Origin of the sequence: Leifsonia sp. SIMBA_070 (genome assembly GCF_046534635.1) — a bacterium.
Classification (GTDB): domain Bacteria; phylum Actinomycetota; class Actinomycetes; order Actinomycetales; family Microbacteriaceae; genus Leifsonia.
Window position 1 is genome coordinate 2,321,012 of record NZ_JAWRYK010000001.1, and the last position, 15,281, is coordinate 2,336,292.

A 15,281-nucleotide genomic window follows, 5' to 3' on the forward strand; every position below is an offset into this window, starting at 1 on the left:
GGAAATGGGGGACGGGGACGGGACGGGACGGGCTACCAGCGGGGGTGGACGGCCGCGCGGAAGTGCGTGTCGTAGATGCGGTGCACGGCGGCGTCGAGGTCGGCGGGGAGGCGGACGGAGGCCGCGGCCGCGTTCGCGCGCGCCTGCTCGGGAGAGCGAGCCCCCGGGATGACGGTGGTCACGCCGTCCTGCGCGATGATCCACGCGATCGCCGCCTGCGCCGGAGTCACGCCCTCGGGCACCAGTTCGGCGAACTCGCGCGCCGCCTCCACGCCCTCCTCGTAGTCCACGCCGGAGAACGTCTCGCCCACGTCGAACGCCTCGCCGTGGCGGTTGTACGTGCGGTGGTCGTCGGCCGGGAACGTCGTCTGCGAACTGTACCGGCCGCTCAGCAGACCCGACGCGAGGGGGACGCGCGCGATGATGCCGACTCCGGCCTCCCGAGCCGCCGGCAGCACGCGGTCCAGCGGCTTCAGCCGGAACGCGTTCAGGATGATCTGCACGGTCGCCGTGCCGGGATGCGCAATCGCGGCGAGCGCCTCATCCACCGTCTCGACGCTGACGCCGTAGTTCTCGATCGCGCCCTCCTCGACGAGGGTGTCGAGTGCGTCGTACACCGCGTCGCTGGAGAACACGGGCGTGGGAGGGCAGTGCAGCTGCACGAGGTCGAGCCGGTCGACGCCGAGGTTGCGGCGGGAGCGGTCCGTCCACTCCCGGAACTTGGCCAGCGTGAAGTTCGCCGGGTCCTGCTCCTCGCGGCGCCCCATCTTGGTCGCCACGGTGAGCGGGAGTTCGGGATGGGCGCTGACGAACCGCCCGATGATCTGCTCGCTGCGGCCGTCGCCGTACACGTCGGCCGTGTCGAAGAAGGTCACTCCCGACTCGGCCGCCGCCTGCAGCACGCCGAAGGCGTCGTCTTCGGTGACGTCGCCCCAGTCCGCTCCCAACTGCCAGGTGCCGAGTCCGACGACCGACACCTCCCGTCCCGTTCCTCCGAGGATGCGCTGTTCCATGCCACCAGACTAGGCGCACGAAAACGGCTCAGCCGGCCGCCTCAGCGCCCTCCGCCGCCGCACCCTCCGTCGCCGCACCCTCCACCTCCGCGCCCTCCACCGGGGCGCCGGGCCACCAGGCGGGCGTGAGCCGTCCGACGAGCGCGAGGAACGCATCCACGTCGCGTGGCCGCGGACGCGTGAGCCAGACATCGATCGCACCGATCGTGCCGTCGGCGAGGTACCGGGCGATGGCGTGGCGGTCGGTGTCGTCGCTCGCGGGCACGGCGAGGCTGTGCTGCTCCAGCAGCAGCTCGACCGATCCCTGGAAGTGCGCGCTGAGCATCGGGTGGAGGCTGGCCTCCCCGCTTTCGGGCCCGAGCCCCCGGCGGTAGATGGTGTCGTGCTCGTCGACGTGCCGCAGCACCGCCCGGGTGACGTCGATGACGGCCGCTGCCGCGTCGGCCGGTTCCACGTCGACCAGGTACTGCGCGCGGAGGGCGTCGAGCTCGCTGCGGAGGACGCGCTCCAGGAGTCCGGCCGGCGACGGCGCGTACTCGTACACGGTCGACCGGTGGACGCCGGCGGCTGCGGCGAGCGCCGAGACCGTCACCTCGGTGACCGGTCCGCGCGTCGCGAGGTCGAGCACGGCGGCGCTCAGGCGGGCGAGGGTCTTCTGCTGGCGGGCATCCACCGGACGATCGTACAATGGAGTTATCCGACATGTGTCGGATAACGAAAGGAGATTTTCATGGCTCAGTACGACGTCGCCGACCGGTCCGCGATCGTGACCGGAGGCGGCTCGGGCATCGGCCGCGCCATCGCCCTGACCCTCGCGGCGAGTGGCGCCTCCGTCCTCGTCACGGACCTGAACGAGGAGAACGCGCAGAAGGTCGTCGCCGAGATCGAAGCAGCGGGAGGCCGTGCCGCGGCGCTCGCCGGCGACGTGACCGACCCGGACTTCGCCGTGGCCAGCGTCGCAGCGGCGAACGACCTCGCCCCGCTGCGCATCGCCGTCAACAACGCCGGCATCGGAGGCGCCGCCGCGCCCGTCGGCGAATACCCGCTCGACTCCTGGCGGAAGGTGATCGAGGTGAACCTCAACGCCGTCTTCTACGGGATGCAGCCGCAGCTCGACGCCATCGCCGCGAACGGCGGCGGCGCGATCGTGAACATGGCGTCCATCCTGGGCAGCGTCGGCTTCGCGAACTCGTCGGCCTACGTGACGGCCAAGCACGCGCTCCTCGGCCTCACCCAGAACGCCGCGCTGGAGTACGCCGGCCAGAACGTGCGCGTGGTCGCCGTCGGTCCCGGCTTCATCCGCACTCCGCTGGTCGCCGCGAACATGGATGCCGACGTCCTGTCGTTCCTGGAGGGCAAGCACGCTCTCGGCCGCCTCGGCGAGCCGGAGGAGGTGGCCTCGCTGGTCGCATTCCTCGCCTCCGACGCCGCCAGCTTCATCACCGGCAGTTACCACCTCGTCGACGGCGGATACACCGCTCAGTAGTCCACAGCCGACCAGTTCTCCACAGATCCGCGAGACGCCTGCCGCGCCCGGTCACGCTCCCCTAATGTGAGGAGCGTGACCGAGCACGACACCCCCGAACCCCTCTCCGACGAGCTGCTGGAACGCATCCGGCAGCGCGCAGACGGCTACGACCGCGAGAACCGTTTCTTCACAGAAGACTTCGCCGAGCTGGCCGACGCCGGCTACCTCCGCGCCCTCGTGCCCACCGAGTTCGGCGGTCTGGGCTTGAGCCTCCAACAGACGGCGCGGCTGCAAGCGCGGCTGGCGGGAGCGGCACCGGCGACGGCTCTGGCCGTCAACATGCACCTGGTCTGGACGGGAATCGCCAAGACGCTGCGCGACCGCGGCGACGATTCGCTGGAGTTCGTGCTCCGGGAGGCCGGGGCCAGCGAGGTCTTCGCGTTCGGGCTGAGCGAGGCCGGCAACGACCTGGTGCTGTTCGGCTCCACGACGGAGGCGCGGCCCGAGCCGGACGGCTCGTACCGCTTCCACGGCCGCAAGATCTTCACCTCCCTCTCCCCCGCCTGGACGAGGCTCGGCACGATGGGACTCGACAGCACCAGCCCGGATGCTCCCAAGATCGTCTACGGGTTCATCGAGCGCACCGGAGGCGGCTTCGAGATCCGCGAAGACTGGGACACGCTCGGGATGCGCGCGACGCAGAGCAACACCACCGTCCTCGACGGCGCGCGCTCTCCCGCCGACCGGATCGTGCGGCGCCTCGACCCCGGCCCGAACCCGGACCCGCTCGTCTTCGCCATCTTCGCGAACTTCGAGATCCTGCTCGCGGCCGTCTACACCGGCCTCGGCGCCCGAGCGCTCGAGCTGGCGGTGGCCTCGGCCCACCGGCGCACCAGCCTCAAGAACGAGGGACGCACCTACGCGAACGATCCGGACATCCGCTGGCGTGTGGCCGACGCGGCGATCGACCAGGATGCCCTGCTGCCGCAGCTCGACGCGCTCGCCACGGACGTCGACTCGCTCGCCGACCACGGGCGACTGTGGTTCCCGAAGCTGGTGGGTCTGAAGGTCCGGGCCACCGAGACGGCGCGTCGCGTCGTCGACCAGGCCATCCGCGTCTCGGGTGGGTCGACCTTCTTCGCCGGGAACGAGCTCGGCCGGTTGTACCGGGATGTGCTGGCGGGCATGTTCCATCCATCCGACGACGAGTCGGCGCACAGCACGGTCGCGAGCGCATGGCTGGGGCCGATCGAGGAGTAGGACGCAGGCGCGCGATCGAGCAGGCCGCGCAGCGGGTCGAGTAAGAGAAGAGGGAGCGACGATGCAGGAGATCACCGCGCGGCACTTCGCCGAGCGACTGGACCGCGGCGCACGGCAGGCGGCCGCGGCGGGCTTCGACGGCCTCGTCGTCGCGCCCGGCCCCGACCTCGCGTACTTCGCCGACTACCTGCCCGTCGCGACGACGGAGCGCATCACGCTGCTGGTGATCCCGGCCGACGGAGAGCCGACGATGCTGGTCCCGGCGCTGGAGCACGGCGGGGCGGCGGAGACCCGAGCAGCGGGCGCCCTCCGCCTGATCGACTGGGCGGACGGCGACGACGAGTACGTCCCCGCCGCAGGAATGCTGCGACCGGACGGGCGGTACGCCATCTCCGACGCGACATGGGCGATGCACCTGCTCGGCCTGCAGCAGAAGCTGCCCCGGGCACGATTCGAGGCCATCTCGCACGCACTCCCCCTGCTGCGGGCCGTCAAGACCCCGGACGAGGTCGACCGGCTCGCCGCCGCCGGCGCCGCAGCCGACGCGACGTTCGACGACGTGCTCAGGCTGCCGTTCGCCGGCCGGACCGAACTGCAGGTGGCCGCCGACCTCGACCGCCTCCTGCGCGAGCACGGACACGACCAGGTCGACTTCACCATCGTCGCGGCCGGTCCGAACGGGGCCGACCCGCACCACGAGCCCGGCTCCCGCGTGATCGCCGACGGCGACATGATCGTCCTCGACTTCGGCGGACTTCTCGACGGCTATGGGTCCGACACCACGCGCACGGTGCACGTGGGCGAGCCGACCGACGAGGAGCACGAGGTCTTCGACGTGGTCCGGCGAGCGCAGCAGGCGGCATTCGAGGCCGTCGCGGTCGGAATCGCCTGTCAGGAGGTCGACCGGGCGGCACGCGCCGTGATCGCGGATGCCGGGTACGGCGAGTTCTTCATCCACCGGGTCGGACACGGCATCGGCGTCACGACGCACGAGCCGCCGTACATGGTGGAGGGCGAGGAGCGGCCCATCGAGGCCGGGATGTGCTTCTCGGTCGAGCCCGGAATCTACCTGCCCGGGAGGTTCGGCGTCCGCATCGAGGACGTCGTCGTCGCAGCGGAGGACGGCGCCCACCGGCTCAACAACTCGAGCCACGACCTCCACCTGGTCGGCTGAGACCGGCTACGAGCTGAGACCGACGACGGCGACCTGCGGCCGGCTGCGACGACCGGCTACGCCTGGGCGTGCGCCTGCGCTTGCCCGTCCTGACGGGCGATGCGCGCCGACCGGCGGCGCGCGAACGGCAGCGTGATGAGCCGCCAGCCGACGAGGAACACCCCGAGCACGACCGCGGCGACCGCGATGAACGACGGCTCCACGCCCTGCCCGGCGGAGGTGCGGATCAGCATCCCCACTGCGACCGTCATCAGCCACACAGGGATCCCGGGCCACACGATCGCGAGCGGACGATGCCACGCCCAGGTGACCAGCCAGCCGACGATCAGCCCGACGAGGAACGGCCAGAGCGTGTCGAAGACGCCCACTGCGCTGTTCGCCTCGCCGTGACTGCGACGGCCCACGAGCACGAAGACGACCACGAACGCCACGTCTACGACGAAGGCGACGACGGCGGTCCTCCAGGGCTTCAACACCCCATCAGGTTACGCGGGGTCCCCCGAGCATTGGCTGGGCGCAACCCGTGTTGATACTGGCTGTTATGCGATCGGCTCGTGCATTTCCGGCGGCCATCGCAGCGACCAGCCCACGCCGATTCTCCACAAGCGGCAGGTTGTCCACGAAGCCGCCGACCGCTCGACACCACGTCGAAATCGGCTCATAGACTGGCCCCACATCGCCGCCATACCCTCGCCAGTCCTGGAGCCCCGTTGCCGAACTTCGACTTCCTCACCCAGCCCGCGCTTCCCCGCCCGGAGGTCACGAGCGACGATGCCGTCGCCATCGCGGCGGAGCATTTCGGCCTCGACGGCCGGATCACCGAGCTGGGCAGCAACCAGGACCGCAACTTCCGCATCGACACCGGCGTCGAGCGCTTCGTCCTGAAGCTGGCGAACCCCGTCTTCTCCGCCGACGAGCTGCGTGCCCAGAACGCGGCGCTCGCCGCCCTCGCGACCGTCGGCATCCGCATCCCCGAGGTGGTCCCGACGCTCGACGGCGCAGAATTGGTCGAGGTCGACCTCCGCGGGGTGACCCTGCTCGCGCGCGTCCTCCGCTATCTCGACGGCGATCCGCTCACCGACGTCGCGCGTCCCACCCGGGAGCAGCTGCGCACGCTGGGGGCGCTCGCCGGGAAGGTGGCGGCCGGCCTGTCCGACCTCCGCCACCCCGGCCTCGACCGCACCACCCAGTGGGATGCGCGGATCAGCGGGGAGGTCGTCGACCTCCTGCTGGAGCACGTCGGTCAGCCCGCCAAGCGTCAGGTGGTTCGGGAGGCCGCCGACGCGGCACTCGCGCGCCTCCAGCCGCTGCGCGACCGCCTCCGCGTGCAGGCGGTGCACGGCGACGTGACCGACGACAACATCGTCCTGGGCGATGACGGCCCCGGCGTCATCGACTTCGGCGACGTCTCGGACGGCTGGCTGGTCGCCGAGCTGGCAGCGACGGTGACGAGCGCGCTGCACCACGTTCCGGACGAGCCGCTCGCGGTGCTCGACGTGGTGGAGGCCTTCCATGCCGAAGCGCCGCTCGACGACGCCGACCTCGCCGCGCTGTGGCCGCTGGTGGTCCTGCGCGGCGCCGTGCTGGTCGTCAGCGGCGAGCAGCAGGTGGCGCTGGAGGCCGACAACGCGTACGCCGACGAGAACCGCGCCCACGAGTGGGTCGCCTTCGATGTCGCCAGGCGGCTGGAGGCGACCGAGGTGGAGACGCTGATCCGCTCCCGTCTCGCGAGCTCTCCGCTGCGTCCGCCTACCGCCCCGGGCCGCCTCGTCGCGCTCGATACGACGCCCGCCCACCTCGCCGATCTCTCCGTGAACGCGCGCGACCTCGACTCAGGCGCGTGGCTCCGCGGCGGCGTCGAGAACGCCATCCTGGCACGCATCTGCCGCGAGCACGGCCACGCCGTCACCCGGTACGGGGAGGCGCGCCTGACGCGCGCCCGCACCGACCGCTCCCTGCCCGACCCCACCATCGCCCTCGCCGTGACCCTCGAGGCGCCCAGCGGCGTGGAGGTGACCGCGCCGTTCGCCGGCGAGCTCTCGCTGGCCGGCGGCTCCTGGCTGCTGCGCGGCGACGGCGTCGATCTGTGGCTCGACGGTCTGACCCGGCCGCTGACCGCGGCCGGCGTGACGGCCGGCGAGCCGATCGGACGGGCGATCCGGCTCACGGTGCAGCTCAGCACCCTCCCGGGCCACCGGCCACCCGCCTTCGTCACGCCGACGCTCCCGTTCTCCGAGTGGGAAGCGATCTCCCCCGACCCGTCCGAACTGTTCGGCGCCGACCTGACCGTCGACACGCCCGACGCCGCGGAGTCGCTGGCGCGCCGGGATGCCACCTTCGCTCCCGTGCAGGAGCACTACTTCGCGCATCCACCGCTCATCGAGCGCGGCTGGCGGCACCACCTCGTCGACACGCGCGCGCAGACCTACCTCGACATGGTCAACAACGTGACGCAGATCGGCCACGGCCACCCGCGGATCGTGGAGGCCGTGCGCGACCAGTGGGCGCGCCTCAACACGAATTCCCGCTTCCACTACGACGAGCTGTCGCGCTTCACGGAGCGCCTCGCCGAGATCGCACCGGAGGGACTCGACACCGTCTTCCTGGTGAACAGCGGCAGCGAAGCGGTCGACCTCGCGCTGCGACTGGCACAGATCCACACGGATCGCCGCACCATCCTCGCCGTCACCGAGGCGTACCACGGCTGGACGATGGCCTCCGACGCCGTCTCCTCCTCCCTCGGCGACAACCCGCGCGCGCTGGAGACCCGGCCCGACTGGGTGAAGCTCGTCGCCGCTCCCAACTCCCTGCGCGGCACGCACACCGGGCCCGACTCGGGTGCGGCGTACCTGGCCGACCTGGATGCCGACCTGGCCGACCTCGACGCCGCCGGTGTCCCGGTGGCCGGGTACATCGCCGAGCCCGTCTTCGGCAACGCGGGCGGGCTGATGCTGCCGGACGGCTACCTGGCCGGCGTGTACGAGCGGATCCGCGCGCGCGGCGGCGTCTGCATCGCCGATGAGGTGCAGGTCGGCTACGGCCGCCTGGGGCACTACTTCTGGGGCTCCGAGCAGCAGGGCGTGGTGCCGGACGTCATCACGATCGCGAAGGCCATGGGCAACGGCCAGCCGCTCGGCGCGGTGATCACCCGGCGCGAGATCGCCGAATCGTTCGCCGCAGAGGGCAGTTTCTTCTCGTCCGCCGGTGGCAGCCCGGTCTCGGCCGTGGTCGGCCTGACCGTACTCGACGTGATGCGCGACGAAGGGCTGCAGCAGAACGCAGCGATCGTCGGCGACCACCTCGCCGCACGCCTGCGCGCCCTCGGCGCTCGGCACCCGCTCGTCGGCGCGGTGCACGGCATGGGCCTCTACCTCGGCATGGAGCTGGTCCTCGACCGCGAGACGCTGGCCCCGGCGACCGCGGAGGCGAGCCAGGTCTGCGACCGCATGCTCGCCGAGGGCTGCATCGTCCAACCGACTGGCGACTACAAGAACGTGCTCAAGATCAAGCCGCCGCTCTGCATCACGCGGGAGAGCGCCGACCGCTTCGTGGATGCGCTCGATCTGGTGCTCGCGACCCTGTAGGACGGCGCACTGTAGGACGCAGCACGGTGGGGCGGAGGACGCGCCCCGCCTCCTCGGCGATCGCCCCCGCCACGGCGTCGAGCGTCGCCGAGCGCAGCGACCACTGGTGCCAGTACAGCGGCACCTCCTCCACCCGCCGCTCGTCGAGGACGACGAGTTCACCGGCCGCCACCAGCTCCTCCGCCTGCAGGTCGGGCAGCATCCCCCAGCCGAGGCCGAGGAGGGCGGCCTCCACGAACTGGGTGGAGGCCGGGATGAAGTGCTGCGGCGGCCGCGCGCCCGGCGCGAAGGCCGCGAGGTACCGGTGCTGGAGCGCGTCCTTGCGGTCGAACACCAGCATCGGCGCGGCAGCAGCGGCCTCCGGCGTCCAGCCGCGCGGGCACCAGCGGTCCGCGAACGCCGGGCTCGCCATCGCCCGGTAGAGCATCGAACCGAGTGGATGCGCGGTGCAGCCCTGCACGGGCTCCGGATCCGATCCGATCGCGGCCATAGCGGTGCCGTCGCGCAGCCGGTCCAGGGTGTGCTCCTGATCGTCGAGGACGAGTTCGAAGGCGATGTGCTCCAGGCGGGCGAGAGCGGGCAGCACCCAGGTGGCGAGGGAGTCGGCGTTCACGACGAGCGGGATGGCCGGCGCGTCGACCGCTTCGTCGCCGGCCAGCGCGGAGTCCGCCTCCGACTCCAGCATCACGAGCTGGCGCGCGAGGCGCAGCAGGACACTCCCCGCCTCCGTCACCTCGACCGGGCGGCTGCGGCGCACCAGGACGCGGCCGCTCCGCTCCTCGAGCGCCTTGATGCGCTGACTGACGGCCGACGGTGTGACATGGAGGGCGGCCGCGGCGGCCTCGAACGTCCCGTCGTCGACGACCGCGGCGAGAGTGCGCAACTGCTCGATGTCAGCCATGAAGCGATCCTAATGTACGGTAACGAACCTGAGCTGTACTTACGATTACATGACCCGTAGCGTCGTACCGTGCTCGCAACGTTCTTCACCGGTCTCGGCTCGGCCGCCTCCCTCATCATCGCCATCGGCGCGCAGAACGCATTCGTCCTGCGGCAGGGATTGCGTCGCCAGCACGTGCTCCCGGTGGTCGTGATCTGCGTGCTGAGCGACGCCGTGCTCATCGCGGCGGGCGTCGCCGGGATCGGCGTGCTGGTGAAGAACGCCCCTGTGGCCCTGCAGATCGTCCGCTGGGCGGGGTTCGCCTTCCTCGTGGGGTACGCGGTGTTCGCCGCCCGACGCGCCCTCAAGCCGGAGTCGCTGACGGCCTCCGGAGCGGTCGCCGGCTCGCTCGCCGCTGCCATCGGGACGTGCCTGGCGATCACCTGGCTGAACCCGCACGTGTACCTCGACACGGTGCTCCTGCTCGGCTCGCTGTCCGCCTCGCACGGCGACCCCGGCCGCTGGGTGTTCGGCGCGGGCGCCGCCGCGGCCAGCCTGCTCTGGTTCGGGCTGCTGGGATTCGGCGCGCGCTTCGCCGCACCCGTGTTCGCGAAGCCGGTCGCCTGGCGCATCCTCGACGGCGGCATCGCGGTGCTCATGGTCGTGCTCGCGGTGCTGCTGGTGGTGTGAGGCGGGCGAGCCGCGCGGCTCCGACTCACCCTCCAGACATGCAGAAGGGCCGCCCCGCGGGGCGGCCCTTCTGGTGGTGGTGGAGCTAAGGAGATTCGAACTCCTGACCTCTTCGATGCGAACGAAGCGCGCTACCAACTGCGCCATAGCCCCGGGGAACTGCTTAGAAACAATAGCACTCCGAGCAGGTCGAGTCGAAATCGAGGGGCGCTCAGCTGGCGGCCCGGCGGCGGCGCAGGACCGCATCCAGATCCATGCTGCCGGTGTCCACATCGTCGAGCACACCCATGCTCGCGTAGCGGCTCGGAACCGCGACGGACGAGACCGGCGCGACCGACGCTGCGCCGGCTTCCGCGACAGCAGCCACCGCGACCGGACGCAGCGGCACCGGAGCGGGCACGGCCTCCACCGGCGCCACCTCCGCGGCCTTCCGCTCGAACTCCGCACGTGCGGCGGCTCGACGCAGCTCGGCGGCGGCATCCACCGACGCCATCGCCGCAGCGGCGACGGTTCCGGGCGAGAGATGCAGCGGCTTCGGCAGCGGACGCGGCGTCCAGCTCTGCCGCAGCCGCTCCTGCACCGGGAGGTCGTGCTGCGCGTCGTCGTACAGCTCGGGGGCGATCGGCGAGGTGCGCACGATCGGCTGGGCGGCGACGGACGCGCCCTGCGGACGCGCCAGCCGCGCGAGCATCCAGCCGGCGAGCGCCACGGCACCCGCGGAGGCTCCGGCGAGCAGCCACGCGCCCGTCTCGAACATCACGACGAGCCCGCCGACGAAGCCGGCCAGCCCGGCGACGAGGACCAGGGTCGACAGCGCCCGCGTGCGACGCACCCGGCGCCGACGCTGGGCAGAAAGAGGAACCGTCGCCGCGGCGGTCGAGAGGGCGCGAGCCCGCTGGGCCGCAGCCGCCCGCGCGGCGCGCTCGACCGCGATCGCCTCGGCGGCCGCACGCTCGGCCTCCTCGGCCGCGCGGCGGCGCTCCTCCGCGATGGCCTGCTCGCGGCGGGCATGCGCTGCGGCTTCCGCGCGGGCCTCCGCCAGGGTCTTCTGCTCGGCCCGGCGCAGGATGCGCTGCTGCTCCGCGACCGTGCGCGCCGTCGCCTCCATCCGGACCTCGTCAGGGAGCTCGCTCGTCTCGGCGAGGATGCGCAGCGTCTGCTGCAGTCGCACGGCGTTCCGCTCGGTCGCCAGGTACTCGCGGCGCCGCAGCCACACCGGGACAAGATAGGCCAGCCAGAGGGCGGCCGCTATGGCGACGACGACCCCACCGCCCATCACATCCCCGTTCATGCCTCTACGGTAGGGGCGGTGGCGGTCCCGGCCCGGTCAGGCGCGAGGGTGTGTCACGCGATCCAGAGTTCTTTCAGGGGATGCGCCGGAGCGACTCAGCGACGCCGGGCGACGGCGATGCGACTCACCGATGCCGCGCCACCGGCAGCGGGATGGCCGCGGCCGCACGATCCTCCGCCGGGATGATCGCGGCATCCGCCGGTACGTTCCCGTCGAGCCAGCGGCGCAGCACACCCTGGGTCAGCTCCTCCGTCACCAGGCCGAAGCAGAAGTGGTCGCGCCAGTCCCCATTGATGTGGATGTAGCGGCGGCGCAGTCCCTCGTAGCGGAACCCGAGCTTCTCCACCACGCGCAGGCTCGGCGCGTTCTCAGGCCGGATGCAGATCTCCATCCGGTGGAGGCCCAGCTGGTAGAAGCAGTAGTCCGTCGCCAGGGCGACCGCGGTCGGCGTGATGTTGCGCCCGGCGAACTCCTCGGCGATCCAGTAGCCGATCGTGGCGCTCGAGAGGGATCCGTACGCGATCGACGAGACGTTCAGCTGGCCGGCGAGCTGGCCGTCCCACTCCACGATGAAGGGGAGGCCGTGGCCCGCCCGCGCATTGCCGAGCAGCGAGCGGATGCTCGCCCGGGTGTCGAACGACCCCGGCGAGTACGGGCTCGTCGCCTCCCACTGCCGCAGCCATCCGCGGTTGTCGAGCAGCGAGCGCTCCAGGCCGCGCGCATCGCGCAGCCGGATGGGGCGCAAGCTTACGCGGCCCTCGGTGAGGGTGGGGACCACGATCGCCAAGACTCCTCCTTCAGCCGGCCGTCAGCGGTCCCGCGCGGAGAGCGTCTGGATGGGGCCGGTCGGGTCGGCCGGCATCTCCTCGACGATCTCCACCGGCTCGTCCTCCAGGCCGGACGCGAAGTCGCGCAACCACGGACGCAGGCCCGGGCCCAGGTCTTCGCGGTCGACGGCGAGCTGGATGATGGCCTTGATGTAGTCGAGGCGGTCGCCGGTGTCGTAGCGGCGTCCACGGAAGACGACGCCGTACACGCCGCCGGTCCACGACGGAGCCTCGGCCATCGACTGCAGAGCGTCCGTCAGCTGGATCTCGCCGCCGCGGCCCGGCTCGGTGCGCTCCAGGACGTCGAAGACCTCCGGGCGCAGGATGTAGCGGCCGATGATGGCGTAGTTGGAGGGCGCGTGCTCCTTGTCCGGCTTCTCCACGAGGCCCGTGATGCGGACCACGTCGTCCTCATCGGTCTCTTCGACGGCGGCGGCGCCGTACAGGTGGATGGAGTCGGGGTCGACCTCGAGCAGGGCGACCACTGTGGCGTTCCGCTCGGCCTGGACCTTCAGCATCCGCTTCAGGAGGTCGTCGCGCGCGTCGATGATGTCGTCGCCGAGGAGCACGGCGAACGGCTCGCGGCCGACGTGCATCTTCGCACGCAGGACGGCGTGGCCGAGACCCTTCGGGTCGCCCTGGCGCACGTAGTGCATGTCGGCGAGGGCGGTCGAGTAGTTGACCTTCTCGAGGCGGTCGGTGTCGCCCTTCTTGGTGAGGGTCTCCTCCAGCTCGGCGTTGCGGTCGAAGTGGTTCTCGAGGGCGTTCTTGTTGCGGCCGGTGATCATCAGCACGTCGTGCAGGCCGGCATCCACGGCCTCCTCGACGACGTACTGGATGGCGGGCTTGTCGACGACGGGCAGCATCTCCTTGGGCATCGCCTTCGTCGCCGGGAGGAAGCGGGTGCCGAGTCCGGCTGCGGGGATCACTGCTTTCGTAACGCGGTCGTGATTTGCCATGCCGCCTACAGTATCCGCATTTCCGCGGCGCACAGGATGGCATCTCTTAGGATTGCCGTATGGACTCGGACACTGCCGCACATCGCAAGCGCGCCCTGCGGGCGGAGCTGCGCGAGCGCCGGCAGAACCTCACCACGACCGAGCGCCAGGCCGCGACAGCCGGCATCACCCGCAACCTCGTCGACCTCGCGACGGACCTCTCGGTCCGCTCCGTCTCCGCCTACCTGTCGACGCCGATCGAGCCGGACACCCGGCCGTTCCTCAACTGGGCGCACGCGCAGGGCCTCCGGGTGCTGCTGCCCATCTCGCGGGAGGACGGCCTCCTCGACTGGACGACCGGCGACGGTGAGACCGAGACGGAGGGGCTGTACGGCCTCCCCGAGCCGGTCGGCGAGCTGCTCGGACCGATCGCGATCAACGACGTCGACCTCATCCTGGTGCCCGCCGCAGCGGTCGACGCGACCGGGATGCGGATGGGCTGGGGCCGCGGCTACTTCGACAAGACGCTCGGGAGCATGGAAAAATGTCCCCCGGTGTACGCCGTCCTGTTCGACGGCGAACTCGTGGACGAGGTTCCCCGCGAACGCCACGACCAACCGGTGGATGGCGCGGTCACCCCCACCCGGATCGCCCAGTTCACCTGACGCAGCGGAAGAAGAATGCCCACCTACTCCTACTCGTGCCGTGACTGCGGCCACGCCTTCGACATCCAGCAGGCCTTCACCGACGACGCCCTCACGGTGTGCCCGAACTGCGGCGGCTCCCTCCGCAAGGTGTTCGGAGCGGTCGGCGTGACGTTCAACGGGTCCGGGTTCTACCGGACGGACTCCCGCGGCGGGGCGAAGAGCGGGGCGGGGGCGGGGGCGTCGTCGTCCGGTTCGTCGTCGTCTTCGTCTTCCTCTTCTTCGGGATCCGGCTCGTCGTCTTCGTCGTCCTCGTCGGATTCCGGCTCGAAGTCGGGTTCATCGTCCTCGTCCTCCACTCCGTCCTCCGGCTCCGCCGCGTAAGAGAGGGATCGCTCAATGCTCAAAGGCTTCAGGGAGTTCATCCTCCGCGGAAACGTGATCGACCTGGCGGTCGCCGTCGTCATCGGCGCGGCGTTCACGGCCGTGGTGTCGTCCATCGTGACAAACCTGATCAACCCGGTGATCGGCGCGTTCGCCCAGACGCAGGGGCTGGAGAATGCACTGGAGCTGCCGATCGGCGCGGCGCACATCAAGTTCGGAGCCGTGCTCGCCTCCATCCTCAACTTCCTGATCATCGCGGTCGTCGTCTACTTCGTCTTCGTGTACCCGATCAATCACCTGAAGAACCGGATGGACCGCCTGCGCAAGAAGGGTGTCGTCGAACCCGACGCTCCCGTCACCGAACTCGACCTCCTCACCGAGATCCGCGACCTCCTCCAGGCGCAGCAGTCTCCACCGCAGCCCTCCGGCAAGCACGCCGACCCTCTCCCCTAGTCCCGCTCCGCCCCCTCCGCGCCCGCCCGCCTCCGCTCCTCCGCGCCCGCCCGCCCGGCTCCGCTCCGCTCCGCTCCGACATCGACTCGTGAGTCGTTGCGCCTATCCGTCGCGAGTAGCGACATCTACCCACCACTCGGCGGAAGTGGGAGGGTGAGTCCCGCTCGCGGACGATGGCTACGGCCCGAACTCCTCCCGCTCGCCGGCCCACCCTCCCCGACCTCCGGACCTCCGGACCTCCGGACCTCCTGCCCTCCTTGGAGGTCGAGTGGTGAGTCGTTGCTGCTATTCGGCGCGAGTTGCGACATTTAGTCACCACTCGGCGGGAATGGGAGGGGCGGGTTACCAGTGGGGCGGGACGTCTTGGCGGAGGCGGTCGTCGTTGGAGGACCAAGACGGGGCGTTGTCGGAGTCGGGGCGCGCAACGGATTCGGGGCGTGGAGCGGAGTCGGGGCGTGGACCGGAGTCGGGACCGGTGCCAGGAGCGGCGGGACCGGTGCCCGGAGCGACGTGACCGGTGCCAGGAGCGGGTGCGGCAGACGCAGGCGCAGCAGGCGCGGGCGCAGCACCGGAGGGGAGGCGCGGCGCCGGGTCCGTTCCGGGCGCGCCGGGGCGCTGCGCGCGGCGGTGGCGCCGCTTCCCGGGGGTGTCGCTCATGCCCCCAGTTTAAGCCGG

Annotated in this window: 16 protein-coding genes, 1 tRNA gene and 1 pseudogene; 8 read left to right on the forward strand and 10 right to left on the reverse strand. The window is 71.2% G+C overall.

All coding sequences use genetic code 11. The features are described from left to right. Window positions 1-32 precede the first annotated feature (32 nt). Both SB754_RS10905 and SB754_RS10910 read right to left on the reverse strand, forming a co-directional pair. A complete protein-coding gene (locus tag SB754_RS10905) occupies window positions 33-1,013 on the reverse strand; it encodes an aldo/keto reductase (protein ID WP_410782344.1) in 981 nt (326 codons plus the stop codon). Window positions 1,014-1,041: 28 nt separating this feature from the next. Then, the gene (locus tag SB754_RS10910; protein ID WP_410782345.1) at window positions 1,042-1,686 is read right to left on the reverse strand and encodes a TetR/AcrR family transcriptional regulator; all 645 of its coding nucleotides are present in this window, start codon (window positions 1,684-1,686) and stop codon (window positions 1,042-1,044) included. A gap of 57 nt (window positions 1,687-1,743) precedes the next feature. Between SB754_RS10910 and SB754_RS10915 the strand changes: the two genes are divergently transcribed. The 3 genes from SB754_RS10915 (at window position 1,744) to SB754_RS10925 (ending at window position 4,915) form a co-directional block, all read left to right on the forward strand. Next, window positions 1,744-2,499, forward strand: coding sequence for an SDR family NAD(P)-dependent oxidoreductase (locus tag SB754_RS10915; RefSeq protein ID WP_410782346.1), 756 nt, complete (start codon window positions 1,744-1,746; stop codon window positions 2,497-2,499). Window positions 2,500-2,574: 75 nt separating this feature from the next. Beyond that, the gene (locus SB754_RS10920; protein WP_410782347.1) at window positions 2,575-3,741 is read left to right on the forward strand and encodes an acyl-CoA dehydrogenase family protein; all 1,167 of its coding nucleotides are present in this window, start codon (window positions 2,575-2,577) and stop codon (window positions 3,739-3,741) included. 61 nt (window positions 3,742-3,802) lie between these two features. Next, window positions 3,803-4,915 (forward strand): M24 family metallopeptidase, encoded by a 1,113-nt coding sequence (locus SB754_RS10925; RefSeq protein ID WP_410782348.1) that lies wholly within the window; start codon window positions 3,803-3,805, stop codon window positions 4,913-4,915. A gap of 56 nt (window positions 4,916-4,971) precedes the next feature. On the opposite strand, the gene SB754_RS10930 is transcribed toward SB754_RS10925, so the two are convergent. Continuing rightward, a complete protein-coding gene (locus tag SB754_RS10930; protein ID WP_410782349.1) occupies window positions 4,972-5,391 on the reverse strand; it encodes a DUF3054 domain-containing protein in 420 nt (139 codons plus the stop codon). A 234-nt stretch (window positions 5,392-5,625) separates the two neighbouring features. On the opposite strand from SB754_RS10930, the gene SB754_RS10935 reads away from it, so the two are divergent. After that, a complete protein-coding gene (locus SB754_RS10935) occupies window positions 5,626-8,499 on the forward strand; it encodes an aminotransferase (RefSeq protein ID WP_410782350.1) in 2,874 nt (957 codons plus the stop codon). On the opposite strand, the gene SB754_RS10940 is transcribed toward SB754_RS10935, so the two are convergent. Continuing rightward, a complete protein-coding gene (locus tag SB754_RS10940) occupies window positions 8,438-9,400 on the reverse strand; it encodes a LysR family transcriptional regulator ArgP (RefSeq protein WP_410782351.1) in 963 nt (320 codons plus the stop codon). The two genes, SB754_RS10935 and SB754_RS10940, sit on opposite strands and share 62 nt — an antisense overlap. A gap of 69 nt (window positions 9,401-9,469) precedes the next feature. Here SB754_RS10940 and SB754_RS10945 point away from each other — a divergent pair, with 69 nt between their 5' ends. Continuing rightward, on the forward strand, window positions 9,470-10,069 hold the full coding sequence (locus SB754_RS10945) for a LysE/ArgO family amino acid transporter (RefSeq protein ID WP_410782352.1): 600 nt from the start codon (window positions 9,470-9,472) through the stop codon (window positions 10,067-10,069). A gap of 77 nt (window positions 10,070-10,146) precedes the next feature. On the opposite strand, the gene SB754_RS10950 is transcribed toward SB754_RS10945, so the two are convergent. The 4 genes from SB754_RS10950 to galU form a co-directional block, all read right to left on the reverse strand. Then, window positions 10,147-10,222, reverse strand: a tRNA-Ala gene (locus SB754_RS10950). A gap of 58 nt (window positions 10,223-10,280) precedes the next feature. Continuing rightward, the gene (locus SB754_RS10955) at window positions 10,281-11,360 is read right to left on the reverse strand and encodes a hypothetical protein (RefSeq protein ID WP_410782353.1); all 1,080 of its coding nucleotides are present in this window, start codon (window positions 11,358-11,360) and stop codon (window positions 10,281-10,283) included. 124 nt (window positions 11,361-11,484) lie between these two features. After that, window positions 11,485-12,147, reverse strand: a complete 663-nt coding sequence (locus SB754_RS10960; RefSeq protein ID WP_410782354.1) for a GNAT family N-acetyltransferase — start codon at window positions 12,145-12,147, stop codon at window positions 11,485-11,487. Between the two features lie 21 nt (window positions 12,148-12,168). Next, entirely contained in the window at window positions 12,169-13,146 is a 978-nt protein-coding gene (gene galU / locus SB754_RS10965; protein ID WP_410782355.1) for a UTP--glucose-1-phosphate uridylyltransferase GalU, read from the reverse strand. Between the two features lie 59 nt (window positions 13,147-13,205). Between galU and SB754_RS10970 the strand changes: the two genes are divergently transcribed. Then, entirely contained in the window at window positions 13,206-13,790 is a 585-nt protein-coding gene (locus SB754_RS10970; RefSeq protein ID WP_410782356.1) for a 5-formyltetrahydrofolate cyclo-ligase, read from the forward strand. A gap of 15 nt (window positions 13,791-13,805) precedes the next feature. After that, window positions 13,806-13,946: pseudogene (locus SB754_RS10975) on the forward strand (FmdB family zinc ribbon protein); the annotation flags it as partial. A gap of 14 nt (window positions 13,947-13,960) precedes the next feature. Here SB754_RS10975 and SB754_RS10980 read toward each other — a convergent pair. Continuing rightward, window positions 13,961-14,176 (reverse strand): hypothetical protein, encoded by a 216-nt coding sequence (locus tag SB754_RS10980; protein WP_410783335.1) that lies wholly within the window; start codon window positions 14,174-14,176, stop codon window positions 13,961-13,963. On the opposite strand from SB754_RS10980, the gene mscL reads away from it, so the two are divergent. Further along, on the forward strand, window positions 14,169-14,606 hold the full coding sequence (mscL, locus tag SB754_RS10985; protein ID WP_410782357.1) for a large-conductance mechanosensitive channel protein MscL: 438 nt from the start codon (window positions 14,169-14,171) through the stop codon (window positions 14,604-14,606). The genes SB754_RS10980 and mscL overlap by 8 nt on opposite strands. Window positions 14,607-14,948: 342 nt before the next feature. Here mscL and SB754_RS10990 read toward each other — a convergent pair whose 3' ends face one another. Next, the gene (locus tag SB754_RS10990) at window positions 14,949-15,263 is read right to left on the reverse strand and encodes a hypothetical protein (RefSeq protein WP_410782358.1); all 315 of its coding nucleotides are present in this window, start codon (window positions 15,261-15,263) and stop codon (window positions 14,949-14,951) included. Window positions 15,264-15,281: the final 18 nt, after the last annotated feature.